General features: G+C 62.3%; 25 protein-coding genes. 7 read left to right on the top strand and 18 right to left on the bottom strand.

Going from position 1 to position 24,927, the window contains the following annotated elements:
* Window positions 1-86 precede the first annotated feature (86 nt).
* Window positions 87-878, bottom strand: a complete 792-nt coding sequence (locus GA829_RS17150; protein WP_195173900.1) for an ABC transporter ATP-binding protein — start codon at window positions 876-878, stop codon at window positions 87-89.
* A 145-nt stretch (window positions 879-1,023) separates the two neighbouring features.
* Here GA829_RS17150 and GA829_RS17145 point away from each other — a divergent pair, with 145 nt between their 5' ends.
* Window positions 1,024-1,428, top strand: a complete 405-nt coding sequence (locus GA829_RS17145) for a cupin domain-containing protein (RefSeq protein ID WP_195173899.1) — start codon at window positions 1,024-1,026, stop codon at window positions 1,426-1,428.
* A gap of 17 nt (window positions 1,429-1,445) precedes the next feature.
* Here GA829_RS17145 and GA829_RS17140 read toward each other — a convergent pair whose 3' ends face one another.
* The 6 genes from GA829_RS17140 to aptA all read right to left on the bottom strand — a co-directional run bounded on the left by GA829_RS17140 (window position 1,446) and on the right by aptA (window position 6,868).
* Window positions 1,446-1,823 carry a hypothetical protein gene (locus tag GA829_RS17140; RefSeq protein WP_195173898.1) on the bottom strand — a complete coding sequence of 126 codons (378 nt, stop codon included), beginning with the start codon at window positions 1,821-1,823 and terminating at the stop codon, window positions 1,446-1,448.
* A gap of 22 nt (window positions 1,824-1,845) precedes the next feature.
* Window positions 1,846-2,217, bottom strand: coding sequence for a hypothetical protein (locus GA829_RS17135; RefSeq protein WP_258051632.1), 372 nt, complete (start codon window positions 2,215-2,217; stop codon window positions 1,846-1,848).
* A 2-nt stretch (window positions 2,218-2,219) separates the two neighbouring features.
* Entirely contained in the window at window positions 2,220-3,671 is a 1,452-nt protein-coding gene (gene hydA / locus GA829_RS17130; protein WP_195173897.1) for a dihydropyrimidinase, read from the bottom strand.
* Between the two features lie 64 nt (window positions 3,672-3,735).
* Window positions 3,736-4,986, bottom strand: coding sequence for a Zn-dependent hydrolase (locus GA829_RS17125; RefSeq protein ID WP_195173896.1), 1,251 nt, complete (start codon window positions 4,984-4,986; stop codon window positions 3,736-3,738).
* Window positions 4,987-5,427, bottom strand: coding sequence for an endonuclease domain-containing protein (locus tag GA829_RS17120; RefSeq protein ID WP_195173895.1), 441 nt, complete (start codon window positions 5,425-5,427; stop codon window positions 4,987-4,989).
* Window positions 5,428-5,539: 112 nt separating this feature from the next.
* Window positions 5,540-6,868, bottom strand: coding sequence for an omega-aminotransferase AptA (gene aptA, locus GA829_RS17115; protein ID WP_195173894.1), 1,329 nt, complete (start codon window positions 6,866-6,868; stop codon window positions 5,540-5,542).
* A 239-nt stretch (window positions 6,869-7,107) separates the two neighbouring features.
* Between aptA and GA829_RS17110 the strand changes: the two genes are divergently transcribed.
* Window positions 7,108-7,731, top strand: coding sequence for a TetR family transcriptional regulator C-terminal domain-containing protein (locus GA829_RS17110; protein ID WP_195173893.1), 624 nt, complete (start codon window positions 7,108-7,110; stop codon window positions 7,729-7,731).
* A gap of 19 nt (window positions 7,732-7,750) precedes the next feature.
* Here the strand turns inward: GA829_RS17110 and GA829_RS17105 are convergent, their stop codons facing one another.
* Window positions 7,751-8,638, bottom strand: coding sequence for a helix-turn-helix transcriptional regulator (locus GA829_RS17105; RefSeq protein WP_195173892.1), 888 nt, complete (start codon window positions 8,636-8,638; stop codon window positions 7,751-7,753).
* A gap of 102 nt (window positions 8,639-8,740) precedes the next feature.
* Here GA829_RS17105 and GA829_RS17100 point away from each other — a divergent pair, with 102 nt between their 5' ends.
* Both GA829_RS17100 and GA829_RS17095 read left to right on the top strand, forming a co-directional pair.
* Window positions 8,741-9,586, top strand: a complete 846-nt coding sequence (locus GA829_RS17100) for an SDR family NAD(P)-dependent oxidoreductase (protein WP_195173891.1) — start codon at window positions 8,741-8,743, stop codon at window positions 9,584-9,586.
* Window positions 9,583-10,305 carry an SDR family oxidoreductase gene (locus GA829_RS17095; protein ID WP_195173890.1) on the top strand — a complete coding sequence of 241 codons (723 nt, stop codon included), beginning with the start codon at window positions 9,583-9,585 and terminating at the stop codon, window positions 10,303-10,305. Before GA829_RS17100 ends, GA829_RS17095 begins: the two co-directional genes overlap by 4 nt.
* Before the next feature lie 61 nt (window positions 10,306-10,366).
* On the opposite strand, the gene GA829_RS17090 is transcribed toward GA829_RS17095, so the two are convergent.
* The 6 genes from GA829_RS17090 to GA829_RS17065 all read right to left on the bottom strand — a co-directional run bounded on the left by GA829_RS17090 (window position 10,367) and on the right by GA829_RS17065 (window position 15,451).
* Window positions 10,367-10,744: a DoxX family protein gene (locus GA829_RS17090; RefSeq protein WP_195173889.1), complete on the bottom strand. Its 378-nt coding sequence runs from the start codon at window positions 10,742-10,744 to the stop codon at window positions 10,367-10,369.
* Window positions 10,745-10,812: 68 nt separating this feature from the next.
* Entirely contained in the window at window positions 10,813-11,271 is a 459-nt protein-coding gene (locus GA829_RS17085; protein WP_195173888.1) for a carboxymuconolactone decarboxylase family protein, read from the bottom strand.
* A gap of 27 nt (window positions 11,272-11,298) precedes the next feature.
* Window positions 11,299-11,817 (bottom strand): RrF2 family transcriptional regulator, encoded by a 519-nt coding sequence (locus GA829_RS17080; RefSeq protein ID WP_195173887.1) that lies wholly within the window; start codon window positions 11,815-11,817, stop codon window positions 11,299-11,301.
* Between the two features lie 111 nt (window positions 11,818-11,928).
* The gene (gene preA, locus GA829_RS17075) at window positions 11,929-13,242 is read right to left on the bottom strand and encodes an NAD-dependent dihydropyrimidine dehydrogenase subunit PreA (RefSeq protein WP_195173886.1); all 1,314 of its coding nucleotides are present in this window, start codon (window positions 13,240-13,242) and stop codon (window positions 11,929-11,931) included.
* A 2-nt stretch (window positions 13,243-13,244) separates the two neighbouring features.
* The gene (locus tag GA829_RS17070; protein WP_195173885.1) at window positions 13,245-14,609 is read right to left on the bottom strand and encodes an NAD(P)-dependent oxidoreductase; all 1,365 of its coding nucleotides are present in this window, start codon (window positions 14,607-14,609) and stop codon (window positions 13,245-13,247) included.
* A 116-nt stretch (window positions 14,610-14,725) separates the two neighbouring features.
* Window positions 14,726-15,451 (bottom strand): gamma-glutamylcyclotransferase, encoded by a 726-nt coding sequence (locus tag GA829_RS17065; protein ID WP_195173884.1) that lies wholly within the window; start codon window positions 15,449-15,451, stop codon window positions 14,726-14,728.
* 179 nt (window positions 15,452-15,630) lie between these two features.
* Here GA829_RS17065 and GA829_RS17060 point away from each other — a divergent pair, with 179 nt between their 5' ends.
* Window positions 15,631-16,407 carry a VOC family protein gene (locus GA829_RS17060; RefSeq protein WP_195173883.1) on the top strand — a complete coding sequence of 259 codons (777 nt, stop codon included), beginning with the start codon at window positions 15,631-15,633 and terminating at the stop codon, window positions 16,405-16,407.
* Window positions 16,408-16,443: 36 nt separating this feature from the next.
* On the opposite strand, the gene GA829_RS17055 is transcribed toward GA829_RS17060, so the two are convergent.
* Window positions 16,444-16,932 (bottom strand): hypothetical protein, encoded by a 489-nt coding sequence (locus tag GA829_RS17055; protein WP_195173882.1) that lies wholly within the window; start codon window positions 16,930-16,932, stop codon window positions 16,444-16,446.
* 185 nt (window positions 16,933-17,117) lie between these two features.
* Here GA829_RS17055 and GA829_RS17050 point away from each other — a divergent pair, with 185 nt between their 5' ends.
* On the top strand, window positions 17,118-17,510 hold the full coding sequence (locus GA829_RS17050) for a DoxX family protein (RefSeq protein WP_195173881.1): 393 nt from the start codon (window positions 17,118-17,120) through the stop codon (window positions 17,508-17,510).
* A 40-nt stretch (window positions 17,511-17,550) separates the two neighbouring features.
* On the opposite strand, the gene GA829_RS17045 is transcribed toward GA829_RS17050, so the two are convergent.
* Window positions 17,551-19,977 carry a GcvT family protein gene (locus GA829_RS17045; RefSeq protein ID WP_195173880.1) on the bottom strand — a complete coding sequence of 809 codons (2,427 nt, stop codon included), beginning with the start codon at window positions 19,975-19,977 and terminating at the stop codon, window positions 17,551-17,553.
* Window positions 19,978-20,210: 233 nt separating this feature from the next.
* Window positions 20,211-21,749, bottom strand: a complete 1,539-nt coding sequence (locus GA829_RS17040; RefSeq protein ID WP_195173879.1) for a trimethylamine methyltransferase family protein — start codon at window positions 21,747-21,749, stop codon at window positions 20,211-20,213.
* A gap of 217 nt (window positions 21,750-21,966) precedes the next feature.
* Between GA829_RS17040 and GA829_RS17035 the strand changes: the two genes are divergently transcribed.
* Complete coding sequence (locus GA829_RS17035) at window positions 21,967-22,557, top strand: transglycosylase SLT domain-containing protein (protein ID WP_195173878.1); 591 nt, start codon at window positions 21,967-21,969, stop codon at window positions 22,555-22,557.
* A 12-nt stretch (window positions 22,558-22,569) separates the two neighbouring features.
* Here the strand turns inward: GA829_RS17035 and GA829_RS17030 are convergent, their stop codons facing one another.
* Window positions 22,570-24,900, bottom strand: coding sequence for a dipeptide ABC transporter ATP-binding protein (locus tag GA829_RS17030; RefSeq protein ID WP_195173877.1), 2,331 nt, complete (start codon window positions 24,898-24,900; stop codon window positions 22,570-22,572).
* Window positions 24,901-24,927 lie beyond the last annotated feature (27 nt).

Below are 24,927 nucleotides of genomic sequence, written 5' to 3'. Positions count from 1 at the left end.
TAGGGTCTGCGTACGCCGCTCCGCGGCTACTTCGCCCTAGGATGACGAAGGCAAGGGTGGCCCCTTCATCGCCGATGGAGCACCCCTCAATCATCATAACTATGCCCTGCCCTTAAGCCGTCGCGCACGCGTGCGGCGATCGCCAGGAACTCCGGTGTCTCGCGGATATCGAGCGGCCGCTCCTTCGGCAAAGTCGATTCGATGATGTCGCTGACACGGCCCGGCCGCGGCGACATCACGACGATGCGCGTCGACAGGTACACCGCCTCGGGAATGGAGTGCGTGACAAAGCAGATGGTTTTGTTGGTGCGTGACCAGAGCTCCAGAAGCTGTTCGTTGAGATGGTCGCGCACGATTTCGTCCAGCGCGCCGAACGGCTCGTCCATCAGGAGAAGGTCGGCATCGAAGGCCAGGGCACGAGCGATCGAAGCGCGTTGCTGCATGCCGCCCGACAGCTGCCAGGGATACTTCTTCTCGAAACCCGAGAGGTTGACGAGATCGAGCGTGCGCTTGATCCGCTCCGCCTGTTCCGACTTGGAAAGGCCCATGATTTCCAATGGCAGCGCCACGTTGCGCTCGATGGTGCGCCATGGAAACAGCGCCGCCGCCTGGAAGACATAACCATAAGCGCGTTTCTCGCGCGCCTGTTCAGCCGTCATGCCATTGACCGAAATCGTTCCCGAAGTCGGCTTCTCCAGGTCGGCAATGACGCGCAGCAAGGTGGTCTTGCCGCAACCGGAAGGGCCGATGAAGGAGACGAACTCGCCCTTGCCGATGGTCAGGTCGACGTTCGACAGCGCCTGCACTGGCCCGTCATTGGTCTGGAAGGTGAGGCCAAGTTTGCTTGCCGCTACCACGGCTGGCGAAGTTCCCGTCATCGGCCGCGGCCTGCCAGTCCCCGCCACTGTGACGTCGGCCGGATTCCGATTGCTTTTATCGCGATGTTGTTTTCCACTCGCCCCGTCCCATTGGCCTCAGTCCCACTAACCTTGTTCCGTCAGATCGACGCCCGGAGTTTCCCCGATGTCGCCCAAGCCGACTTGCCATCTTATCCGCCCTGGAAGCACTTATGAAGGCAAACAGGGACTGACCTATTTCGCCGGCATTGCCACGGAGTCGGTCGGCGCCTCCGGCATCTGCATGCATATCCTCACGATGCCGCCCGGCGCACGCGCCAAGGCGCATATGCACGAAAGCCATGAGACGGCGATCTACGTGCTCTCCGGCGAAGTTCACACCTGGTACGGCGACCGGCTCGAACAGCATATCGTCGTCAAGGCTGGCGACCTCTTCTACATTCCGGCTGGCGTGCCGCATCTGCCGGCCAATCTGAGCGGCGCGCCGTCCTCGGCCGTCATTGCCCGCACCGATCCCAACGAACAGGAAAGCGTCGTCCTGCTGCCGGAACTGGACGCCCTGGTCGCCTGAGATCGATGGGGCGAGGCTTATCGGCACAAGGAGACTTCCCCCATCTTGTTGCCGTCTTCGTCGGTCACCACCAGCTTCCTAGGGTTTTTCTTGGCTCGTTTGATGGTGAACTGGGCTGGCGATTGCCCGTCTTCACCTTCCGCCTCGCATTGTGCCTTTATCACCAGCGAACCGTCGGCTTGCGCCTTCGTTTCCGTGAACGTGCAGGCGCTGGCCGCCGTGATCAATTCCTTGTCGGTCAAAAGCAGCATCTGATCGGCGGCGACTTCCTGGCCGTTCCTGTTGATGCAGCCATATTTGTCGCCATAGGGCTTCGACAGATCGATACCAGCCGCTGAAGCGTGGCCAGCGGCCAGAACGGCAACCATCGCAACGGAAAGACCAAAACCACGCATGCTCAACCCCCAATGACCAACGTTACGAACATGATTGCAGCGGCCCCATTTCTTCAAGGCCGGGAATGGTCACGAAGAAACCGTCCGCCCCTCTGTTGGTGACCACAACGGTTTCGGCCGTCGTCCCAGCCTCGCCTTCGGCCGAACAGGTAGCATCAAGCGATTGCGCGCCGGGCACCGATGTCAGCCGCTGCGCAAACCGGCAGCCGCTGCCATAGGTCTCGATACCCTCGGCGGTCAGCAGGATATAGGCGTCACTGTCCTGCGAACCGGCCTTGATGCCGGCGCAACCGGCTTCATTGCCCCAGGCGCCAGCCAGCACGCTGGCCGCCGACGCCGGACCGGCGGCAGCCATTGTCATGGCCAATAGGAAGAACGCGGTGGAACGCGCCAAGCCTAGACCCCGCTCACTGGGATACCGGTGCGCTCCACCTTGCGCGGCGCGGTGATGTCCTTCCACGTCGACAGCGCCCGGTTGACCGCTGCGTTCGGCTCGCGGCCGACGAATTCGCCATGCCCGGGCTTGGCCTTGACCTCGTTTTCCTGGATCGAGAGTTCGCCGCGCGAGAACACGAAGCGCGGCAGGCCGGTCACCTCAAACCCCTCGAACACGTTGTAGTCGATCGCCGACTGCTGCTTCTTGGCCGAAATCGTCTTTTTGCGCTTGGGGTCCCAGACCACGATATCGGCATCGGCGCCTTCGACGATGGCGCCCTTTTTCGGATACATGTTGAGTATCTTGGCGATGTTGGTCGAGGTCACCGCGACGAACTCGTTCATGGTCAACCGGCCAGTGGCGACCCCCTTCGTCCACAACACGGACAAGCGGTCCTCGAGCCCGCCGGTTCCGTTCGGGATCTTGGTGAAATCGCCGACGCCGTTGCGCTTCTGTTTGGTGGTGAAGGCGCAATGGTCGGTCGCAACGACCTGCAGCGATCCGGCCTGCAGGCCTGCCCACAGTGAATCCTGATGCAGCTTGTTGCGGAAAGGCGGGCTCATCACGCGGCGCGCCGCATGGTCCCAGTCCTTGTCGAAATACTCGCTCTCATCCAGCGTCAGGTGCTGGACCAGCGGCTCGCCGAACACCCGCATCCCCTTCTGCCGCGCCCGGCGGATGGCTTCATGCGCCTGTTCGCAAGAGACATGCACGACATAGAGCGGCACGCCGGCCATGTCAGCGATCATGATGGCGCGGTTGGTCGCCTCGCCCTCCACTTCCGGCGGGCGCGAATAGGCGTGGCCTTCCGGGCCATTGTTGCCGGCGGCAAGCAGCTTCTGCGACAGCGCGGCGACGACGTCGCCATTCTCGGCATGCACCAGCGGCAGCGCGCCCAACTCGGCGCAGCGCTGGAACGAGGCGTACATCTCGTCGTCGTCGACCATCAGCGCGCCCTTGTAGGCCATGAAGTGCTTGAACGAGGTGATGCCCTTGTCGACCACCGTCGCCATCTCGTCGAACACCTGCTTGCCCCACCAGGTGATCGCCATATGGAAGGAATAATCACACGACGCCTTCGAGGTCTTGTTGTCCCACATCTGCAAGGCTTCAAGCAGCGACTGCTGCGGCGCAGGCAGGCAGAAGTCGACCACCATCGTGGTGCCGCCGGCCAAGGCCGCACGGGTCCCGGATTCGAAATCATCGGCCGAATAGGTGCCCATGAACGGCATTTCGAGATGGGTGTGCGGATCGATGCCGCCCGGCATGATGTAGCAGCCGGTGGCGTCGAACTCATGGTCGCCATGCAGATTGGAACCGATGGCAACAATCTTGCCATGCTGCATCAGCACATCGGCCTTCCACGTGCGGTCGGCCGTGACGATGGTGCCGTTTCGGATGACTTTGGTCATTTCTGTGTTCCCTTGTTCTCTTCGCGCTTCTTGATGAGCGGCGTTTGGAATTCTGGTTGCTAACTCACTCCACGATAACAGCCGTCTCCACCACCGCGTGGAACAACACATCGCAGCCGGCGGAAGCCCATTCCTTGGAGATTTCCTCGGCCTCGTTGTGGCTGAGACCGTCGACGCAGGGGCACATCACCATCGCGGTGGGTGCCACGCGGTTGATCCAGCAGGCGTCGTGACCGGCGCCGGAGACAATGTTGCGATGCGTGTAGCCAAGCCGTTCGGCGGCGTCGCGGATCGCCTTGACGCAGCCAGCGTCGAAGGTGACCGGGTCAAAAGCGCCGACCTGCTCGATCTTGTACTGGATGTCGAGCGCATCGCAGATCGTGTCGATGCCTTCGCGGATGCGGCCATCCATGGCATCCAGCACTTCCTTCTCGGGCGAACGGATATCGACGGTGAAGACAGTGCGGCCGGCGATGATGTTGCGCGAGTTCGGAAACACTTCCATGTGGCCGACAGCGCCGACAGCATCGGGCTGGTAATCCATGGCGATCTCATGCACCAACTCGATCACGCGCGCCATGCCGAGCCCGGCATTGCGGCGCTTGGGCATCGGCGTCGAGCCGGTATGGGCTTCCTTGCCGGTCAGCGTCACCTGCAGCCATTTCAGGCCTTGGCCGTGGGTGACGACGCCGATGTCGATGTCTTCATCCTCCAGGATTGGTCCCTGCTCGATATGCAGTTCGAAGAAGGCATGGATCTTGCGCTCGCCAACCTTCTCGGCGCCCTTCCAGCCAATGCGTTCAAGCTCCTCGCCGAACTTTTTACCTTGCTTGTCGGTGTGCTGGTAAACGTCGGCCTGGTCGAGCACGCCGGCGAAAACGCCAGATGCCATCATCGCCGGGGCGAAGCGGGAGCCTTCCTCATTCGTCCAGTTGGTGACGACGATGGGGTGCCTGGTCTTGATGCCGAGGTCGTTGAGCGAGCGCACCACTTCCAGCCCGCCCAGCACACCCAGCACGCCATCATACTTGCCGCCGGTCGGCTGCGTGTCGAGATGGCTGCCGACATAGACCGGCGGCAGGCTGGGGTCGGTGCCTTCGCGGCGGGCAAACATGGTGCCCATCTCATCGAGGCCCATTTCGAGCCCGGCGGCCTCGCACCAGCGCTTGAACAGATGCCGGCCCTCGCCGTCTTCGTCGGTCACGGTCTGGCGATTGTTGCCGCCGGCAATGCCGGGGCCAATCTTCGCCATATCCATCAGCGAATCCCACAAGCGGTCTGAATTGATTCGCAGATTCTCGCCGGGTGCGGCCATTCAAAACCTCATCGATTGCGGGGCGTCCCCCTCCCCCTCGAGGGGAGGGTGGCCGCGAAGCGGTCGGGTGGGGTCGCCGCTCATGCGCTCGACCTTTTCCTTGACCACCTGCGCGACATGCCAAGCGCTGTTTATGACATCAGGTTCGTCGACACGGAAGACGTCGAACCCGAGTGATCTTAGATAGGCGTCACGAATGGCATCGTGCCGCTTGCCCTTTTCGTGCTCGTGCAAATCGCCATCGACTTCAACGATCAGCTTCGCGGCGAGGCAGGCGAAATCGACAATATAGGGGCCAATCGGGCATTGGCGACGGAACTTGATACCGCTCGGTTTTAGCTCACGCAGTTCATACCAAAGAAGAGATTCCCCCTTGGTCGCGTGAACTCGAAGCGCGCGCGCCTTCTGGCGCATTTCGAAGCTCACGCGGGTACGGGGCATCAGCAGCAACCTTGCGGCAAAAGATCAGGTCGGCGCACTGCCGCACCGACCCCACCCGACCGCTTCGCGGCCACCCTCCCCTCGAGGGGGAGGGATATCCGCGCCCAGTTCTTCAATCGATCATCCTCAGCACTTCACGCACGTGATCGACCAACTCGTTGATCTGGCCCTTGGTGATGATCAGCGGCGGCGACAGCGCGATGATGTCGCCGGTGGTGCGGATCAGCGCGCCGCGCTCGAACGCCTTCAAAAAGGCCGAGAAGGCACGCTTGGTCGGCTGGCCGGGAATAGGCGCCAGCTCGATCGCGCCGATCAGGCCGATGTTTCTGATGTCGATGACGTTCGGCTCGCCCTTCAGCGAATGCAGAGCATCTTCCCAATAGGGCGCCAGCTCCTCGCCACGGGTCAGGAGCCCCTCTTCCTTGTAGGTGTCGAGCGTGCCGAGTGCCGCCGCGCACGCAATCGGGTTGCCCGAATAGGTGTAGCCGTGGAAGAACTCGATCATGTGCTCGGGGCCGGTCATGAAGGCGTCGTGGATTTCCTTCTTCACGAACACCGCGCCCATCGGGATGACGCCGTTGGAGACGCCCTTTGCGGTGGTCATGATGTCGGGCGTGACGCCGAAATAGTCGGCGGCGAACGGCGTGCCGAGGCGGCCAAAACCGGTGATGACCTCGTCGAAGATCAGCAGGATGCCGTGCTTGGTGCAGATTTCGCGCAGCTTCTCGAGATAGCCCTTGGGCGGCAGGATGACGCCCGTGGAGCCGGCGACCGGCTCGACAATGACGGCGGCGATGGTGGAGGCGTCATGCAGGGCGACGATGCGCTCCAGCTCATTGGCCAGCTCCGCGCCATATTCCGGAACGCCCTTGGTGAAGGCGTTCTTCTCCGGCAGATGGGTATGCGGCATATGGTCGACGCCGCCAAGCAGCGTACCGAACATCTTGCGGTTGGTGACGATGCCGCCGACCGAGATGCCGCCGAAATTGACGCCATGGTAGCCGCGCTCGCGGCCGATCAGACGGGTGCGCGCGCCCTCGCCCCTGACGCGGTGATAGGCGATCGCCATCTTCAGCGCGGTGTCGACCGATTCCGAACCGGAGTTGGTAAAGAAGACGTGATCCATGCCCTTCGGTGCGATGTCGACCAGCCGGTTGGCCAGTTCGAACACGATCGGGTGGCCCATCTGGAAGGCGGGTGCATAGTCGAGCTCGGCGGCCTGATGCTGGATCGCTTCGGTGATCTTGGGCCGGCAGTGGCCGGCATTGACGCACCACAGGCCGGCGGTGCCGTCGAGCACCTTGCGGCCATCGCTTGTCGTGTAATGCATGTCCTTGGCGGACACCATCATGCGCGGTGCCTGCTTGAACTGCCGGTTTGCCGTGAACGGCATCCAGAATGCACTGAGATCGTTCGGCGTGACTTTCAGCCGGTTGGACATGACCAAGACTTCCCCTTGTAAACTGTTTCGGTGCGGCCAACGCTTGGTCTTGCTTGCGTTTTCGTGCTACGCAAATTTTTGACCGATTGGACAAACGTTAGCACCGCCCTGTCGGCGGTCAAGGGATTACTAGCGGAAATGCAGCACCTGAAGTGCGTTCCACAGGCCAGAGAAAAACTGGTCCAGAGAATTGGTCCAGATGACAGTCAAAGCGAGGGCTTGCAACGGTGACGACCAGCATGGAGGCCCCTCGCCGCACCCGCATCCAGCAGGAAAAGCGCGAACTGATCCTGGAGGCGGCGCTCGAGGTTTTCTCCACCAACGGCTTCCGTGGCTCGACCATCGACCAGATCGCCGAAGCCGCCGGCATGTCGAAGCCGAACCTGCTCTATTATTTCCGCCGCAAGGAAGACATTCACGAGACGCTGATGCAGCGCCTGCTCGACACCTGGCTGGCGCCGCTGCGCGAACTGGACGATATCGGCGATCCCCTGACCGAACTCAGGAGCTACATCAGGCGCAAGCTTGAGATGGCGCGGGATTTTCCGCGCGAGAGCCGGCTCTTCGCCAACGAGATCCTGCAGGGTGCGCCGCGCATCATGCCGCTGCTGGCGGGCGAACTGAAGACACTGGTCGACGAGAAGGCGACAGTCATCAAGGGCTGGATGCGCGCCGGCAAGATCGCCAAGACCGACCCCTGGCACCTGATCTTCTCGATCTGGGCGACAACCCAGCACTATGCCGATTTCGACGTTCAGGTCCGCGCGGTGCTTGGTGCGGACCGTGGCGGCGATGGCCGTTTCGAGGACGCCGCAAGGTTCCTGGAGCAGTTGTTCATCGACGGGTTGAAGCCGAAGGCCTGACGCTTCCCCGCATCGCGTCCTAGGCGCTACGCCGCTCAGGCGGCATGGCATCCAGCAACGCCCGCAGCTTGGCGATCGAGTTCTGTTCGGCCAGCGGCGTATAGACGATCAGCCTGATATCCGAGCCGTCATCGATCGAAAGGCTCATATGCTCGAAGGCCATCATGCCGGCAATTGGGTGCCGGACATGCTTCACGCCAGTCAGCCTCCGCGCCACGTCGCGCCGGGGCCACCAATCCCTGAACTCCGGACTTGAGCGCATCATCAGCGCGATCAACCGGTCGAAATCCGGATCGCCGACATATTTCGCACTCTCGGCACAGAACGAAGCGAGCACCACGTGGGCGAGTTCTTCCCAGTCGACCAGCAAGTGGCGATGCTGGGGATTGGTGAAAACCATATGGACGATGTTTCTGTTATCACCCTCAAGCAGACCGTAGTCGCCGAAGACAGCTGCCGCCGCCGGGTTCCATGCCAGCACGTCCCAGCGCCGGCCAACCACATAGGCGGGCTGCAGGACCAGGCTCTCCAGCATATGCAGCAATGGGCCGTCGGCCTTTTCAGGCGCCGCTATGCGACGCTCCGGCTGCTGGCGGCCGGCGAGGATGAACAAATGCCGCTTCTCGACGGCATCAAGGCGCAGCGCTTCGCAGAGCGCGGTCAGCACTTCCACCGAAGGCCGGACGTCCCTGCCCTGTTCCAGCCATGTGTACCAGGTGGTGCCGACGCCGGCGATCATCGCCACTTCCTCCCGCCGCAAGCCCGGGGTGCGGCGGCGCAAGCCCGTTGCGATGCCGGTGACCGCAGGCGTCAGCCTTTCGCGACGCGATCGCAGGAAGGCACCGAGCTCGCGCCGGCGGCTCTCATCGGCCGATTGGGTGGAGGCGGAGGAAATGGGACCGTTCATGCGTCTATTATAGCAGTATTGATACCAGGATAAAGTTTGAACTGTTTGGGATGCCCCAGGCGGACCATCTTCCGTTCAGAGCAGCAACAGGAGGCTCTGAACATGGACTTGAAGAACAAGACAATTCTGATCACCGGCTCGACCGACGGCGTCGGCCGCGTCGTCGCGCGAAAGCTTGGCGCCGCCGGCGCCCGTGTGCTGGTGCATGGCCGCGATACGGCGCGCGGCAAGGCGGCCATCGCTGAAATCGAAGCCCTGGGCGGCAAAGCCGAGTTTCTCACCGCCGACCTCTCCTCACTGGCCGAGATCCGCGGGCTCGCCGAGGCCGTGCGCGCCAAAACCAGTCGGCTCGACATCCTCATCAACAATGCCGGCGTCGGCACATCGGGCCAGGATGCGAAACGGCAGCTCAGCGCGGATGGCTATGAACTGCGCTTTGCCGTCAACTACCTCGCCGGCTTCCTGTTGACGGCAGAGCTCCTGGCGTTGCTGAAGGCGAGCGCACCGGCGCGCATCGTCAATGTCGCCTCCGCCGGCCAGCGGGCAATCGACTTCAGCGATGTCATGCTCACCCGCTCCTATGATGGCGTGCGTGCCTACTGCCAGAGCAAGCTGGCGCAGATCCTGTTTACCGTCGACCTGGCGGAGCAGTTGAAAGGCAGCGGCGTCACCGTCAATGCCCTTCATCCGGCCAGTTACATGGACACAACGATGGTTCGCCAAGCCGGCGTCACGCCGTGGAGCTCGGTCGAAACCGGGGCCGACGCCATTCTCAACCTCGCGGCGTCGTCCTCCCTCGAAGGGCGAAGTGGTCTCTATTTCGACGGCTTGCAGGAATCCCGCGCCGACGCGCAGGCCTATGACCCCAAGGCGAGACAGCAATTGCGGGCCTTGAGCCTCGACCTCGTCGGGCCAATCTCCCAGACATCGAAGGAACAGCACGCATGACGCAGACAATCCAGCACACTGTCATTATCGGCGGCTCATCCGGCATCGGCCTTGCCACGGCCCGCAAACTGGTTGGCCCGGGCATGAAGGTAACCATCACCGGCCGCAGTCCGGAACGGCTGAAGAGTGCGTGGGAAAGCCTTGACGGCATGGCGGAGAAAGCAGCTTTCGATGCCTCCAAGCCGGACGAGGTCAAGCGCTTCTTCAGTGAACTCGGGCCTTTCGACCATCTGGTGCTTGCAGCCAGCGGCGGCAAGGGTCTTGGGCCGTTCGAAACGCTTGACCTCGCCGACATCGGCGCAGGTGTCGAGGAGAAGGTTCGGCCGCAGCTTTCCTGCCTGCAGGCGGCCCTGCCGACCTTGAACAAAAGCGGCTCGGTTACCTTCATCTCGGCGGTGTCGGCCCAGGTCTCGATGCCTGGCGTCGCCGGCATAGGCGCTATCAACGGCATGCTCTTGACCGTCGCGCCGATCCTGGCCGTCGAACTGAAGCCGCTGCGTGTCAATGTCGTGGCGCCCGGTGTCATCGACACGCCATGGTGGGATTTTCTGCCCGACGAACAACGGCAGGCGATCTTTGCCGAATACGCCGGGAAGACACCCGTTGGCCGCGTCGGCCAGGCGCAGGACGTCGCCGACGCCATCGCCTTCCTCGTCTCCAACGGCTTCATGACTGGTCAGGTACTGACCTGCGATGGCGGCCTGCGGTTCGCGGCGTAGAAATGCGTGCGGGGCAGCGGCTCGAAAGCCGCTGCCCCGACAAGTCCTTCCAGCCAGCGTATCAAACCGACTGCGCTATCAGCGTCAGAACGCCTCCCGTCAGCGCGACATTGCCGACAAAACCATTGATGCGGGCGGCGCGGTCAGGGCCCTGATGGTCCCAGAAATTGTGAAACATCGGCGTGGCGACGATCAGGAACAGCACCAGCACCGCAGCGGCAATGGCGGTCCAGGTGCCAATGACGACAAGCACGCCGGCGATGACCTGCAGCACGATGCCGGCCCACAAGGCCAACCGCGCCTGCGGCACGCCACGCGCTGTCATCAGACCGGTCAGGAAAGCCGCGTTCTGGATGTTGCGCAGGCCGGCGAAGACAAAGGCGCCGCCGAGCAGCAGGCGGCCAACAAACAGCAGGATCGAAGGAAAATCGGCAGGCATGAAACTCTCCCTTTTGAAAAAGCTGGAGCGCCGCACGTCCGGCGGCGCTCCAAAACATATTTGACCAATCAGGCGGCCTTGGCCGCCGGCATTGGGTGAATGGCGTGGAACGGGATGCACAGCCGGTTCCAGATGTTGATCATGCCGAGCGCCACCGACAGCTTGACCAGTTCCTCGTCAGAGAAATGCTCGAGCGTGCGTGCATAAAGCTCATCCGAAACGCCATTGTTGGCAATCAAGGTGACAGCCTCGGTCCAGGCGAGAGCAGCGCGCTCGCGCTCTGAAAACAGCGGCGATTCCTTCCAGGCCGAGACCAGATAGAGCCGTTGTTCGGTTTCACCGTCATGCCTGGCTTCACGGCTGTGCATCTCGACACAGTAGGAGCAGCCATTGATCTGCGAGGCCCTGAGCTTGATCAGGTGCAGCAGGCTTACCTCAAGCCCGCACTCATCGACCGCCTTGTTGAGTGCCGACACCGCTTTCATGATCTCGGGCGCCTTGGCGAAGAATTGCATTCTTGGTTTCATCGTCTTTCCTTTCACATATGACGGGTTTTAGATCTGCTTGGGTGAACCGGGTTTCCGCGGCCGCTGGTGGCGCTCGACGAAGGCGCAGCTTGCGGCAAGCGAACGGGGATCGCCTTCCCGGTTGAATGTCGCCACGATGTCCGACAGTCTGGTTTCCGCGAGCGCGGCGCGATAGGCGCGCTCCGCCTTCAGCATCGCGGCATTGATGCCGCAGGGTTTTACATAGGCCGAGCCATCCAGCTTGACCGGGCCGTTGCGGCGGATTTCGCCGCAACGAAAAGCCGGCTGGCGCCCTTCTATGGCTAGCACGACATCCAGCAGCGTTATGCTGTCCGCCGCCTTGGCCAGCCGGTAGCCGCCGGATGGCCCCGGCACGGATTCCAGGATGCCCGCCGCACTCAGCATATTGAGGTGTTTCAGGAGATAGCTCGGCGACAGGCCAAAGGCCTCGGCAAGTGCCGCGCCCGGCATTGTGCTGTTGGCCTCAACGCTGGACAGCGTCGCCACGCAGTGAATGGCCGCCTCAACGCCCTCGCCCAGCTTCATGATATCCATCTCCAATTCATGGATATCTTTTATCGTGGATATTTTTTATCTGCAATAGGAAAGTTGAAAAAGCGGCATCGATGATGCCGCTTTTTCTCGAACTCTCTGGTGCTACTCGGCAGCCACCTTGGCCATCGGATTGTTCGGATGCGTCGTCCAGTTTGCATAGATCGGCGACACCGGCTTGCCGGTGCGTTGGTCCATCACGCCAACCGCCAGCGGCTCCATCGTGATGCAGTTCTCGACCGGGCAGACATTGACGCAGAGGTTACAGCCGACGCACTCGGCCTCGATCACCTCGAAATGCCTGGCGCCATCGACCATGCTGGTGATCGCCTGATGCGAGGTGTCCTCGCAGGCGATATGGCAGCGGCCGCATTTGATACAGGCTTCCTGGTCGATACGCGCCTTGGCGATGTAGTTGAGGTTGAGATACTGCCAATCCGTGACGTTTGGCGTCGCGCGGCCGACGATGTCGTCAAGCGAGGCATGGCCCTTCTCGTCCATCCAGTTTTCGAGGCCCGCGATCATCTCCTCCACGATCTTGAAACCGTAGGTCATCGCCGCCGTGCAGACCTGCACATTGCCGGCGCCCAGCGCCATGAATTCGGCCGCGTCGCGCCAGGTGGTGATGCCGCCGATGCCGGAAATCGGCAGACCCCGCGTTTCAGGGTCGCGGGCAATCTCGGCCACCATGTTCATGGCGATCGGCTTCACCGCGGGGCCGCAATAGCCGCCATGCGAGCCCTTGCCGTCAATGGTCGGCTCCGGTGCGAAACTGTCGAGATTGACGCCGGTGATCGAATTGATGGTGTTGATCAGCGACACCGCGTCGGTGCCACCGGCATGCGCGGCACGGGCCGGCTTGCGCACGTCGGTAATGTTGGGCGTCAGCTTGGTGATAACAGGCATGCGGGTGTTGGCCTTGCACCAGCGCACCACCATTTCGATATATTCCGGCACCTGGCCGACAGCGGCACCCATGCCGCGTTCCGACATGCCGTGCGGGCAGCCGAAATTGAGCTCGATGCCGTCGGCCTCGGTCTCCTCGACCACCGGCAGGATCGCCTTCCAGCTTTCCTCGACGCAAGGCACCATCAGCGAGACGACGATGGCGCGGTCTGGCCAGTCCTTCTTGACCTGCTTGATCTCGCGCAGATTGACCTGCAGGTCGCGGTCGGTGATCAGCTCGATGTTGTTGAGACCGAGCAAGCGGCGATCGGCGCCCCAGATCGCACCGTAGCGCGGTCCGTTGACGTTGACGACCGGCGGCCCTTCCTCGCCCAGCGTCTTCCAGACAACGCCGCCCCACCCCGCCTTGAAGGCACGGATGACGTTGTAGGCCTTGTCGGTCGGTGGCGCCGAGGCCAGCCAGAACGGATTGGGCGACTTGATGCCGACGAAATTGTTACGGATGTCTGCCATGCTCATGCCCTCCCATTCGAGGCCAGTGCCCGGTTAATCGATTCCGCCGCGTCGCGGCCTTGCGCCACGGCCGAGACCGTCAGGTCGTCACCGCCGAAGATGCAATCGCCGCCGGCCCAGACGTTGGCAAGCGAGGTGCGCCCTTCCGCGTCGACCTTGATGCGTCCGGCTTCGAGGTCGATCGATGCACCGCTGCCGTTGAGCGCGGCCGGCACGAAACTCTGGCCGATCGCCTTGAACACCTGGTCGGCGACCAGCGTCAGTGCCTCGCCGGTGCCGGCAAGCTTGTCACCCTTCATGGCCGTGTATTCGAGTTCGATGGCCGACACCTTGCCGCCTTCGGCGATAACGCGCTTCGGCTGCAGCCAGTGGCGGATGGTGACGCCGTTGGCGGCGGCCAGGTCCTGTTCGAATTCGGACGCGTTCATGTGCTCCTGGCCACGCCGGTAGCAGATCGTCACCTCCTCGGCGCCGAGCAGCTTCGATTGAACCGCGGCATCGATCGCCGTCATGCCGCCGCCGATGACGACGACACGGCGTCCAACCGGCAGGCTTGCGAGATCGCTGGCCTGGCGCAGTTCCGAGATGAATTCCACAGCGTTTGTCACGCCATCCGCGTCCTCGCCGTCGGCACGCAGCGCATTGACGCCGCCAAGGCCCATGCCGAGGAACACGGCGTCATAATTGCGCATCAGGTCCGACAATTGGTAGTCGCGGCCAAGCGCCTTGCCATTCTGGATGTCGATGCCGCCGATCGAGGTGACATAATCGACCTCGGCCTGCGCAAAATTGTCGACGCTCTTGTAGGCGGCGATGCCATATTCATTGAGGCCGCCGGCCTTCGGTCGGGCTTCCAGCACCGTGACTTCATGGCCATGGCGGGCGAGCCGGTGCGCGGCGGCAAGGCCGGCCGGTCCGGCGCCGACGACGGCGACCGACTTGCCGGTCGAGTCGGCGCGCTTGTAGAACTGCTTCTGTTCGGCCATCGCCACATCGGTGGCGTAGCGCTGCAGGCGGCCGATCTGCACCGGCTTGCCTTCCGCCACCTCGCGTACGCAAACTTCTTCGCACAGCGTCTCGGTCGGGCAGACGCGGGCGCACATGCCGCCCAGGATATTCTGGTCGAAAATCGTCTTGGCCGAACCGATCGGATTGCCGGTCGATATCTGGCGAATGAACAGCGGAATGTCGATCGAGGTCGGGCATGCATTCATGCACGGCGCATCATAGCAGAAATAACAGCGGTCGGATTCGACCAGCGCCTCGTGATGGTCGAGAGGCGGGTGCAGGTCGGCGAAATTGTCGGAATATTGTTCAGCCGAGAGCCGTCCGCCGGCAATGCCTTCCCTATACTGGCCTTCTGGCATCGTCAGTTCCCCATGTTTTCGTTTTGAGGAAGGCTAGCACGTTTTATTTTTTTATCAATTGGTCAATTTTTGGCATAAGTCATTGAAAAGCATCGATAAAAATATGATTATTTTACTCATGTTATGGGCAGCCCTGCCCCTGGGGCAGAACCGCGTTGGCCACCATGGATCGACCTGATCTCTTCGGCGACCAGTTGCTGCAGCCGCCACAGATTGCGGTCGCGAATGCCGAACTCTTCCAGGTGGAGCACGGTGTTATAGAGATATTCGGCACCGGAGCCAACATGGCCGCAGGCCCGGGCCAGCACCCTTGCCACCATTTCCAGGGCCAGGTTGAGCGAAGTGCCCTCGCCCGAGACCCCGACCCAGAAGCACAGGGCTCGAAGCTTGCCTTGCGCCGTGTGCACGGGAACCCATCGAACCGAACCGACGCTTTCACGGTCGCTGATCTCGCGCCGCAGCAGCGTTTCGATCTGCATCGCTCTGTCGTCGTCGGGCAAGCGGTAGATGACGCCATCGCAGCGGCCACCGCGTTCCAGCGCCATCATCAACCCTGGCTGCTCCGCGCTGCCGCGCCAGCGCACCATGTCAAGGCAGAACGACCGGTGCCAGCCGAAAACGGTGGCGCGTTGCTGCTCGACGGCTTCGAAGGCCGGCTTCCAGATCAGCGAGCCATAGGCGAAAACCCAAAGCGGCCCTTCGTCCGCCTCTCCCGCCAGCCGCTCAGCAATGATCCTGTAGTCTTCGTCGGAAAGCTCGGTCCATTTTGGATCTGGCCCGGGGTCGGGCTCGTCACGATGACAGAGCGCGACAAGCTCCGAAGTAAGCGACATCTGGCGCATGCGAATGGCGACCCCTCTCCCGGCTTCAGGAGAACCGAAAGCCGCAAGGCACGCAAGTGCTGGAACGCCAGGCCTTTGCCATCGTTATTTTCTGGTCCAGCTGTCGGATTCCTGTCCCTATGATCGTCCTGGGATGGATCGCACGGCGATCGATACCTGAACCGGTGAGGAGACCGACAATGCCAAAATCCCCAATGCCCTTCTTCTGGTATGAATTGATGACCACCGACCTCGACGCCGCTGAGGCGTTTTACACCGCCGTGGTTGGCTGGAAGGCGGAACCCTTCGACAAGGCGCCCGGCATGCCGCGCTACATCGTGGTGAATTCCAGCGAGCGTGGCGTGGGCGGGTTGATGACGATGCCCGAGGACGCCGCGAAGATGGGCATGCCGCCCGCCTGGATCGGCTATATCCATACCAAGGATGCCGACGCCTCGACAAAGGCCCTCAAGGATGCCGGCGGCGCCGTCCATCGCGAACCCGACGATATCCCCGGCGTCGGCCGCTTCTCGGTCGTCGCGGACCCGCAAGGCGCGACATTCATGTTTCTGCAGCCGAACAGGCCTGACCAGCCCACCCTTCCAGCCACCACACTGGGCCATGTCGGCTGGCATGAACTCTTCGCGTCGGAACGGCAGGCGGCCTTCGACTTCTATGCCAGCCAGTTCAGCTGGACCAGCGCAGGCGATTTCGACATCGGCGAAATGGGCATCTACCAGACCTTCAAGGCCGGTCCGGAATCGGGCGGCGGCATCATGAACAAACCGCCACAGCTTCCCGTCCCCGTGTGGCAATTCTACTTCAATGTCGACGCCATTGATGCGGCGGCCAAGCGCGTTGCCGACAATGGCGGCAAGGTCATCATGGGTCCGATGGCGGTTCCGACCGGCCAGTGGATTGTCCAGTGCCAGGACCCGCAAGGCGCGCATTTCGCGCTGCTCGCCCTGACACGTTAGCCATCCGGCAAAATTTTGCCGCTGGTTGGCGCCGGATTATTCTGGCGCCAACACCGCGACCTTGAGATCCTCAGTGTTCGCGCCACTGAGTTGGATCGTTGCCTGACCGGCCGACAGCTTGAACCGCAGGCTTTTGCGAATGCCCGGACAGGTTTTTATCCTGCTGAAACCCACGGACTTGATCGCGTGGCCATCCTGGATCACGTCGACCCATGCCTCATCGGAAAGGCTCAACTGCAGTTGCCCTTCCGACGGCACGGTCACGCTTGCCAACGCACCGAATGTGCCTGCAACCGGGGCGTGTTCTGGCGGTACAGCGAAGCTGATCGTATCGACCGGCGCGAGCGCGAAATTCACCGCTTGTCCAACCGCAAGGGAAGCGCCGGGCTGCGCCACGGGCGCGGCCAGGAAGAGCGTCTGCTCGCGTGTCACCGGCCATTTGAAGGCGGAACAGCCGGCGTCTTCAGCCATGGCGCAGCTGATGCCGGCAAGCGTTGCGAAGAGGCTCAGAACAAGTTTTTTCATGGCGAAGGGCGTCCATATGATTTGGTGTGACTACACTTTGATGCAACTATAACGAGAAAAATAGAAAACGCCAGAGGCGAATGAGTGGGCAATCACCGATTGTTGATGGCAGGCCGCGGGAAGTGAATGGTCCACCACAGGACGATCATCTATGGCCGAACCGGGAGGGTAAAATGGAGTTTCGGATGAAGCTTTTCGACGGCCTTTCCCAATACCAGCCGCTGGCGCTCGGCGTGCTGCGCATCGTGACCGCTTTGCAGTTCATCGAACACGGCTCGCAGAAACTGTTCAATTTTCCCGTCAGCGCCCGTCCTGGCGCCCTTAACGGGCTGACGACGACAGCCGGCATTCTTGAATTCGCGGGCGGCATCCTGCTGGCGCTCGGCCTGTTCACCCGTCCGGTCGCCTTCCTGCTGGCCGGCGAAATGGCGATCGCCTATTTCATGGCCCACTTGCCGCGCGACTTCTTTCCCGTCAACAACAGCGGCGATGCGGCGATCTCCTTCTGCTTCATCTTCCTCTATCTGGTGTTTGCCGGCGCCGGCGCCTTCGCGCTGGACAATCGCCGCAACGCATAACCCCAACGGCGCGCCTGACCTTGAGGCGCGCCCAGGGTCCTCAGCCGCGCATCCGCTCGAAATTGGCATCGAACAGCGGTGCCGGCTGCATGCGCGCGGCATGACGCTTGCCGAGAAGCTCGATCTCGAAACCGTCGCTCTCGTCGGCGATCTCCTTTGGCACATAGCCGATGGCGACGGACTTCTTGGAATGATGCGCGTAGCCGCCTGATGTGACCCAGCCGCGCACCGAACCGCCGAACCAGATCGGCTCGTCGCCAATCATGTCGGCGTCGTCGGCATCAACGACAAAGACGCGCAGGCGCAACTTGCCACCTTGGCTGCGCTCGGCCAAAGCCGCTTCCTTGCCGATGAAGCCGGCCTCCTTGCCATAGGCGACAAAACGATCGAGCCCGGCTTCGAGCGGCCCGTAGATCGGCCGGTATTCCCGCCCCCACGAGCCGTAATTCTTCTCCAGCCGCAGCGCATTCAACGCCCGCGAGCCGAACAGCCCTATGCCGAACTCCTCGCCCGCCGCCATCAGCGCCTGGAACGCGGCACGCTGGTATTCCGGCGCCACCCATATCTCATAGCCGAGATCGCCTGTGTAGCTGACGCGGCCGACCAGGCATGGCGCCATGCCGATGTCCATCCGGCCTATGGCCATGAAGGGAAACGCCGCGTTCGCGACATCCGAACGCGTTACCTTTGCCAGTACGTCGCGCGCCCTTGGCCCGGCAATCGACAGGCCTGTGAGCTTTGCTCCGAGGGCTTCGAGGCGAACAGAGCCATCTCCAGGCAGATGCTTTTCGAACCACCGCATATGATATTGCTCGGCAATGCCCGAACCAGCTAGGAACCAGCCCTCGTCGCCCAGATTGGCCAGGGTGAAATCACCGATCAGCCTGCCATCTTCCTTCAGCATCGGCGCCAGCGTCATGCGGCCTGGTTTCGGCAGTTTGCAGGCAAGCATCCGGTCAAGCCACGCGGCGGCGCCCTCACCCGTCACCTTGTACTTGGCAAAGCTCGAAATCTCCGAAAGGCCAACGCCGTCCCGCACGGTGCCGACTTCCTTCGCGACATGGGCAAAATCGCTCGAACGCCGCCAGGAGAACTCGTCCCTCACGCCCTCCGGCGCATACCACAGCGGCACTTCCAGCCCATAGGCCACGCCCCATTGCGCGCCGCTGGCCGACAAAAGGTCGTAGACCGGCGTTGTCTTGAGCGGCCGCCCGGCGGGCAGTTCCTCATTGGGGAAGCGGATGGAAAACCGCCTCGAATAGTTCTCGCGCACCTTGGCGTTGGTATAGGCCATCGTCGCCCAGTCACCATAGCGCGCGACATCCATGGCCCATATGTCGGCGCCGGGATCGCCCTCGATCATCCAGTTCGACAGCGCCAGCCCGACACCGCCGCCTTGGCTGAAACCGGCCATGACGCCGCATGCCACCCAGAAGCCCGGCAGGCCGCGCACAGGGCCAACCAGCGGGTTGCCGTCAGGCGCGAAGGTGAAGGGGCCGTTGATGATCTGCTTGATGCCGGTGTTCTGGAAAGCCGGGAAATGGCGGAAGCCGACCTCCAGCGACGGCGCGATACGGTCAATGTCGGGCTCCAGCAATTCATGGCCGAAATTCCACGGCGTCTGGTACTCGGACCACGGCTTGTTGGCCTTCTCATACGTGCCCATCAGCATGCCGCCGCGTTCCTGGCGCAAATAGAGCTCGCCGTCGAAATCAACCGCGTGGATGATCTCGGTGCCGGTTTTCTGGTTCCAGGCGGCAACCTCGGGCATGTCCTCGGTGATCAGGTACATGTGCTCCATGGCAAGGATTGGCAGCTCCAGTCCGACCATGCGGCCAACCTCGCGCGCCCACAGGCCGCCGGCATTGACGACATGCTCGCAAACCACCTCGCCCTTGTTGGTGATGACCCGCCACATCCCATCGGGACGCCGCACGATGTCCTCGACCTTGGTGAAGCGCTCGACTTCAGCGCCGAGCTTGCGCGCCGCCTTGGCATAGGCGTGCGTGACGCCGGAAGGGTCGAGGTGACCATCCTCCTTGTTGCGCACCGCGCCGACGAATTGCTTGGGGTCAATCAACGGCATCAGTTCGGCCGCTTCGTTGGCCGAGATTTCTTCAAGATCAATGCCGAGGTAGCGGCCCTTGGCGACGACGCCGCGCAGCCAGTCGAGCCGTGCCTCGGTCGCGGCCAAAAGCACACCGCCGGTCAGGTGCACGCCAGTCGCCTGGCCGGAGAGTTCCTCTATCTCCTTGTAGAGCGAGATCGTGTATTTCTGCAGCTTGGCGACGTTGGGGTCGCCATTGATCGTGTGCATGCCGCCGGCCGCGTGCCAGGTGGATCCGGACGTCAGTTCGTCGCGCTCCAAGAGCACGACGTCGGTCCAGCCGTGACGGGCGAGGTGGAACAGCACGGAGCAACCGACGACACCGCCGCCAATGACCACGACCTTTGCATGCGATTTCATGGGGTTTCTTCTCTGATATCAGGGAGTTGGATGGATTATTGGATTCTGAGCGAAAGCGGGCCGGATTAGTGTTGCGCTCCGTCCAGCAACCCTCATCCGACCGAGCTTTGCTCGGCCACCTTCTCCCACAAGGGGAGAAGGAAGAGCGGGCCTGACCTTCTCCCCTTGTGGGAGAAGGTGGATTGGCGCGAAGCCCCAAGACGGATGAGGGGTGCTGGACGGAGTGCTAACTGTCACGGCTCGCCCTGCCCGATCGCCTCGCGCCGCCTGGCCATATAGGCCTCAAGCTCCTCGCGTATGGCGATGTCCATGACGGGTTCGACATAATCCTCCAGAGCCTTCTTCCACAGCCGCGTCGCGCGGGCGGTTGCGTCGAGCCCGCCGGCCTCCTGCCAGGCCTCGTAATTCTGCCAGTTCGAGAGCATCGGCTGATAGAAGGCGGTGGCGTAGCGCTCCAGCGTGTGCGGCTCGCCGAAGAAATGGCCACCGGTCGGCACCGCGCCCAGCGCTTCGACGGCAAGCTCGGCCTCGTTGACCTCGATCGGCCGCAGGAACTCCATCATGTGCTGGATCATCTCGACATCGATGATGAATTTCTCGAACGACGCCGTCAGCCCGCCCTCCTGCCAGCCGGCGGCGTGGTAGACGAGATTGCCGTGCCCGAGCACCGCGCCCCACAGCGCCATCAGCGTCTCATAGGCGCCTTGCGCATCGGCGGCATTGGAGGCCGAGCCCGGCGTCGTGCGATAGGGCAACGCATAGCGCCGCGCCAATTGCCCCGAGGCGATATTGGCCTTGGTGTTCTCCGGCGTGCCGAAGGCGGGCGCGCCCGTCTTCATGTCGACATTGGAGGTGAAGGCGCCATACATCACCGGCGCGCCGGGCCGCACAAGCTGCGTCAGCACCACGCCGAACAGTGCCTCCGCGTTCTGCTGCGCCAGGGCACCGGCCAGCGTCACCGGGCTCATCGCCCCCATCAGCGTGAACGGCGTTACCGCCACCGACTGGCCGAACTCGGCCATGGTCATCAGCCCTTCCGCCATCATCTCGTCGAAGCGGCGCGGCGAGTTGACCGAGATGATGGTGGTGATGCCTGGATCGTCAGCCATTTGGTCGAGCGTCAGCCCGCGCGAAATCGCCATCATCTCGATCCCGTCCAGCGCCCTGCCCCGGCCGATCGCCGAGACATGAAAACTCTTGTCGGTCAGCGTCAGGTTGGCGAAATAGGTGTCGAGGTGGCGGGAATTGGCCGGCAGCTCGACCGGCGCACACACCTGGTTGCCGAGCATGTGAATGCAGTTGAAATGCTGCGCCAGCCGGACCAGATCGGAATAGTCGCGCAGATTGCCGGCGCGGCGGCCGCGCTCCATGTCGTGCACATTGGGCGGACCGGCCACGAGGGTAAAATTGATGGTGTTGCCGCCGAGGTGAACGGCATTGGCCGGGTTGCGCGGCGTCAGCGTGTAGTTGGACCGCGTGGTCTTCAGCACCTCTTCGATCAGTCCCCGGTCGAGGCGGACATTCGCGGTTGCATGATCGACCTTGGCGCCAGCTTTCTCGAACAGCGACAGCGCCCTTGGGCTCATCACCTCGATGCCGAAATTCTCCAATATATGCATCGACGCCTGATGAATGGCCTCGACCTGATCGGCTGAGAGCATCGCCATCGGCGGATACGGGTTTGTCACCCGCCGCCGTGGCAATTGCGGAATGGCGGCGGGACCCCTGTTGCTGGTCCGGTCAGCGCCGCGTTTGCGTCTTGGTTCGTTCATGCCGGCATCAAAGCCCCGGCAAACCATTCAGGCTGTCAGGAATACGCCATCTGCGGACGTGATTTTAGCCAAGGCGGCATTTCTGGACAATCTGTTTATAAAATCCGACACAAAGCGTCGGAATATCCATACTCTATCGTTCAACCACAAACGCACCGGTGCGGTGTTAACAAACGGCGCAAGATTCCTTTTATGTTTTCGGCCTATTGCTCTTCGCATGCGTAGTTCGAGTTTGAGTAAAATTGTAGCGGTTGGCGTGCTGCTGGCGTTGTCGGCATGCGCAACGGCGCCCAGCCACATCAACAATGTCTGCGCCGTCTTCGACCAGAATGACGGCTGGTTCGACAACTGGCAGTCGGCCGCCGAACGCACGCAGCAGAAATACGGCATTCCGGTTCCCGTGCTGATGGCGACAGTGCGCAAGGAATCCGGCTTCAAGAGCAACGCCCGGCCACCGCGCACCAAGCTGCTCGGCTTCATTCCGTGGAAGCACGTCTCCAGCGCCACCGGTTTCTCGCAGGCGCTCGACGGCACATGGTCGCAATATCAAAGCGAAACCGGCAACTGGGCGGCGCGGCGCACGAAATTCGCAGATGCCGTCGATTTCGTCGGCTGGTATCATTCCAAGACAGCCGACACATTCGGCATCGCCCGCAACGACACCTTCAATCTCTATCTCGCCTACTATCTCGGCTGGACCGCCTACCAGCGCGGCAATCGTGGCGATGCCGGTGTCCAGGGTTATGCCCGAGCCACCGACAAGATGGCGCAGGATTACGCAGCGCAGCTACGGCAATGCGGCTCCTGACGCCTGTCTGGGTCAGTGCCGCCTTGTCGTATCCTTTGGCTTTGACACACCGGTTTCCGAAACCTCGTCACGCACTTCATGGCGACGGGCTCGCATGCCGGCTTCACCCTGCTCCACGGCGTCCCCGATCTGGTCGGCTCCCGCGCTGCCCGTTTTGCCATGCGGCCGGTTGGGCGCTGTCCCGGCCAAACCCGGCCCGGTGCCGTGCGCATCCGGCGGCACGCCCTCAGGGGCCGCGTGCTCCTTGCCGAGCTTGATCACCGGCTCCATCGTTGCCAGCACGTCGTCGGCCAGCCAGCACAGGCTCATATGGCCGTCGCCCAGATGTTTGACCGGCGGCACCTTGGTTTCGCACAGATTGTCCGGCACCAGCTTCTTGTAGCCGCAGCGGGTCTGGAACGGACAGCCGGATGGCGGGTTCATCGCCGACGGAATGTCGCCTTCCAGCACGATATGCCGCTTGACCACGCTGGTGTCGGCGATCGGGATCGCCGACAGCAACGCCTCGGTATAGGGGTGATAAGGCGGTGCGAATATCTGGTCGGTCGTGCCTTGCTCGACGATATAGCCGAGATACATGACGACGACGCGGTCGGCGATGTAGCGCACCACGGACAGATCGTGGCTGATGAACAGCATCGTTGTCTTGTTCTTGCGCTGGATGTCCATCAACAACTCGGTCACCGCCGCCTGCACGGACACGTCCAGTGCCGAGACCGGCTCGTCGGCCACCACCACCTTGGCATCGCCGGCGAAGGCGCGCGCCACGCCGATGCGCTGTTTCTGGCCGCCCGAAAGCTGGCGCGGCTTGCGAGTCTCGAAGGCTCGCGGCAGCTTCACCAGATCAAGCAGTTCGAGCATGCGCTTGCGCCGATCGGCAACTGTCTTGCCAACGTTGAACTTTTCCAGCGTGCGGATGATCTGCGAGCCGACCGAATGGCTGGGATTGAGCGTATCGAACGGGTTCTGGAACACCATCTGGATCGACGACACGGTATCGACGCTGCGCTTCTCGATGCCGGTCGACTGGATTTCCTTGTTGCCAAGCGTCACGCTGCCGGAGCTTGCCGTTTCCAGCCCGAGCAGTACCTTGGCCAGCGTCGACTTTCCGCAGCCGGATTCACCAACGATGGCGACCGTCTCGGATTCGCGCGCCATGAACGAGATCGTCTCGTTGGCCTTGACGACACGGCCTTCGCTCGAGCCAAACACCTCGTTGCCGCCGACCTTGTAGTATTTCCGGAGGTCCTCGATCTTGAGCACCGGCGCGCCGGGCACCACACGCTCGTTCACCTTCTTGGCGCCGGGCGGCAGCGCCTCCCAGTCGATCTCGTTGAAGCGCACGCAGCGCGAGAAATGGCCTTCGTGGCCCTCGACTTCGATCATCGGGATCTCGGCGGCGTTGCAGACACCCTCGACGAAATGGTGACAGCGCGGACCGAAATTGCAGCCCTTGGGCCGCTCATGCGGCAATGGCAGCTGCCCTGGTATGGCAATCAGCGGCCGCGAATTCTTGTCGGCGCCGGGCAGCGGGATCGAGCGGAACAGCCCCTGCGTATAGGGGTGCCGCATCCGGTCGAACACATCCTTGATCTTGCCGGTCTCGACGGCTTCTCCCGAATACATCACCGTGATGCGATCGCAGGTTTCGAGGATCAGGCCAAGATTGTGCGAGACGAAGATCATCGAGGTGCCGAACTTTTCGCCCAGTCCCTTGACCAGTTCGACGATGCCGGCCTCCACCGTCACGTCGAGTGCCGTGGTCGGCTCGTCGAGCAGCAGCAGCGCCGGCTTCGACAGCAGCGCCATGGCAATGACAATGCGCTGCTGCTGGCCGCCTGAGAGCTGGTGCGGATAGGAGCGCATCATGCGCTCGGGATCTGGCAGCTTGACCGAGCGCACCATCTCGAGCGCCCGTTTGTAGGCCTCTTCCTTCGACACCTTGTCGTGGATCAGCGGCACTTCCATCAACTGCTGGCCGACCTTCATGGCCGGGTTGAGACTGGCCATCGGCTCCTGGTAGATCATCGCGATCTTGTTGCCGCGGATGGAGCGCAGCTCCTCATCGGAGAGCTCGCCCATGTCCTTGCCCTGGAACTTGATCTTGCCGCCGACGATCTTCCCGATGTTGGAGAGGTCGCGCATAATGCCCAGCGACACGGTCGACTTGCCGCAGCCGGATTCACCGACGATGCCCATCGCCTCGCCCGGCATGACCGTGCAGGAAAAATCCATGACGGCCGGTATCTCGCCCTTGCGGGTGAAGAACGAGATCGACAGGTTCTCGATCTCGATGATCGGCCCAGAGTTCGGCTTGCCGGGATTTCGAACTGCCTCGTTCATGGGTCGCTCCAATCCTAGGTTTTCGTC

The organism is Mesorhizobium sp. INR15 (assembly GCF_015500075.1).
Classification (GTDB): Bacteria; Pseudomonadota; Alphaproteobacteria; order Rhizobiales; family Rhizobiaceae; genus Mesorhizobium.
This window is presented reverse-complemented; position numbering and strand designations above follow the sequence as displayed.

Excerpts from the sequence above, each read along its gene's own strand:
- hydA (WP_195173897.1), bottom strand. The coding sequence starts at position 3,671 with ATGACCAAAGTCATCCGAAACGGCACCATCGTCACGGCCGACCGCACG.
- GA829_RS17070 (WP_195173885.1), bottom strand. The coding sequence starts at position 14,609 with ATGCCAGAAGGCCAGTATAGGGAAGGCATTGCCGGCGGACGGCTCTCG.
- aptA (WP_195173894.1), bottom strand. The coding sequence starts at position 6,868 with ATGTCCAACCGGCTGAAAGTCACGCCGAACGATCTCAGTGCATTCTGG.
- GA829_RS17120 (WP_195173895.1), bottom strand. The coding sequence starts at position 5,427 with ATGCCCCGTACCCGCGTGAGCTTCGAAATGCGCCAGAAGGCGCGCGCG.
- GA829_RS17050 (WP_195173881.1), top strand. The coding sequence starts at position 17,118 with ATGAAGCTTTTCGACGGCCTTTCCCAATACCAGCCGCTGGCGCTCGGC.
- GA829_RS17055 (WP_195173882.1), bottom strand. The coding sequence starts at position 16,932 with ATGAAAAAACTTGTTCTGAGCCTCTTCGCAACGCTTGCCGGCATCAGC.
- GA829_RS17105 (WP_195173892.1), bottom strand. The coding sequence starts at position 8,638 with ATGAACGGTCCCATTTCCTCCGCCTCCACCCAATCGGCCGATGAGAGC.
- GA829_RS17150 (WP_195173900.1), bottom strand. The coding sequence starts at position 878 with ATGACGGGAACTTCGCCAGCCGTGGTAGCGGCAAGCAAACTTGGCCTC.
- GA829_RS17140 (WP_195173898.1), bottom strand. The coding sequence starts at position 1,823 with ATGCGTGGTTTTGGTCTTTCCGTTGCGATGGTTGCCGTTCTGGCCGCT.
- GA829_RS17035 (WP_195173878.1), top strand. The coding sequence starts at position 21,967 with ATGCGTAGTTCGAGTTTGAGTAAAATTGTAGCGGTTGGCGTGCTGCTG.
- GA829_RS17045 (WP_195173880.1), bottom strand. The coding sequence starts at position 19,977 with ATGAAATCGCATGCAAAGGTCGTGGTCATTGGCGGCGGTGTCGTCGGT.
- GA829_RS17110 (WP_195173893.1), top strand. The coding sequence starts at position 7,108 with ATGGAGGCCCCTCGCCGCACCCGCATCCAGCAGGAAAAGCGCGAACTG.
- GA829_RS17090 (WP_195173889.1), bottom strand. The coding sequence starts at position 10,744 with ATGCCTGCCGATTTTCCTTCGATCCTGCTGTTTGTTGGCCGCCTGCTG.
- GA829_RS17125 (WP_195173896.1), bottom strand. The coding sequence starts at position 4,986 with ATGGCCGCACCCGGCGAGAATCTGCGAATCAATTCAGACCGCTTGTGG.
- preA (WP_195173886.1), bottom strand. The coding sequence starts at position 13,242 with ATGGCAGACATCCGTAACAATTTCGTCGGCATCAAGTCGCCCAATCCG.
- GA829_RS17100 (WP_195173891.1), top strand. The coding sequence starts at position 8,741 with ATGGACTTGAAGAACAAGACAATTCTGATCACCGGCTCGACCGACGGC.
- GA829_RS17040 (WP_195173879.1), bottom strand. The coding sequence starts at position 21,749 with ATGAACGAACCAAGACGCAAACGCGGCGCTGACCGGACCAGCAACAGG.
- GA829_RS17060 (WP_195173883.1), top strand. The coding sequence starts at position 15,631 with ATGCCAAAATCCCCAATGCCCTTCTTCTGGTATGAATTGATGACCACC.
- GA829_RS17065 (WP_195173884.1), bottom strand. The coding sequence starts at position 15,451 with ATGCGCCAGATGTCGCTTACTTCGGAGCTTGTCGCGCTCTGTCATCGT.
- GA829_RS17145 (WP_195173899.1), top strand. The coding sequence starts at position 1,024 with ATGTCGCCCAAGCCGACTTGCCATCTTATCCGCCCTGGAAGCACTTAT.
- GA829_RS17030 (WP_195173877.1), bottom strand. The coding sequence starts at position 24,900 with ATGAACGAGGCAGTTCGAAATCCCGGCAAGCCGAACTCTGGGCCGATC.
- GA829_RS17085 (WP_195173888.1), bottom strand. The coding sequence starts at position 11,271 with ATGAAACCAAGAATGCAATTCTTCGCCAAGGCGCCCGAGATCATGAAA.
- GA829_RS17095 (WP_195173890.1), top strand. The coding sequence starts at position 9,583 with ATGACGCAGACAATCCAGCACACTGTCATTATCGGCGGCTCATCCGGC.
- GA829_RS17080 (WP_195173887.1), bottom strand. The coding sequence starts at position 11,817 with ATGAAGCTGGGCGAGGGCGTTGAGGCGGCCATTCACTGCGTGGCGACG.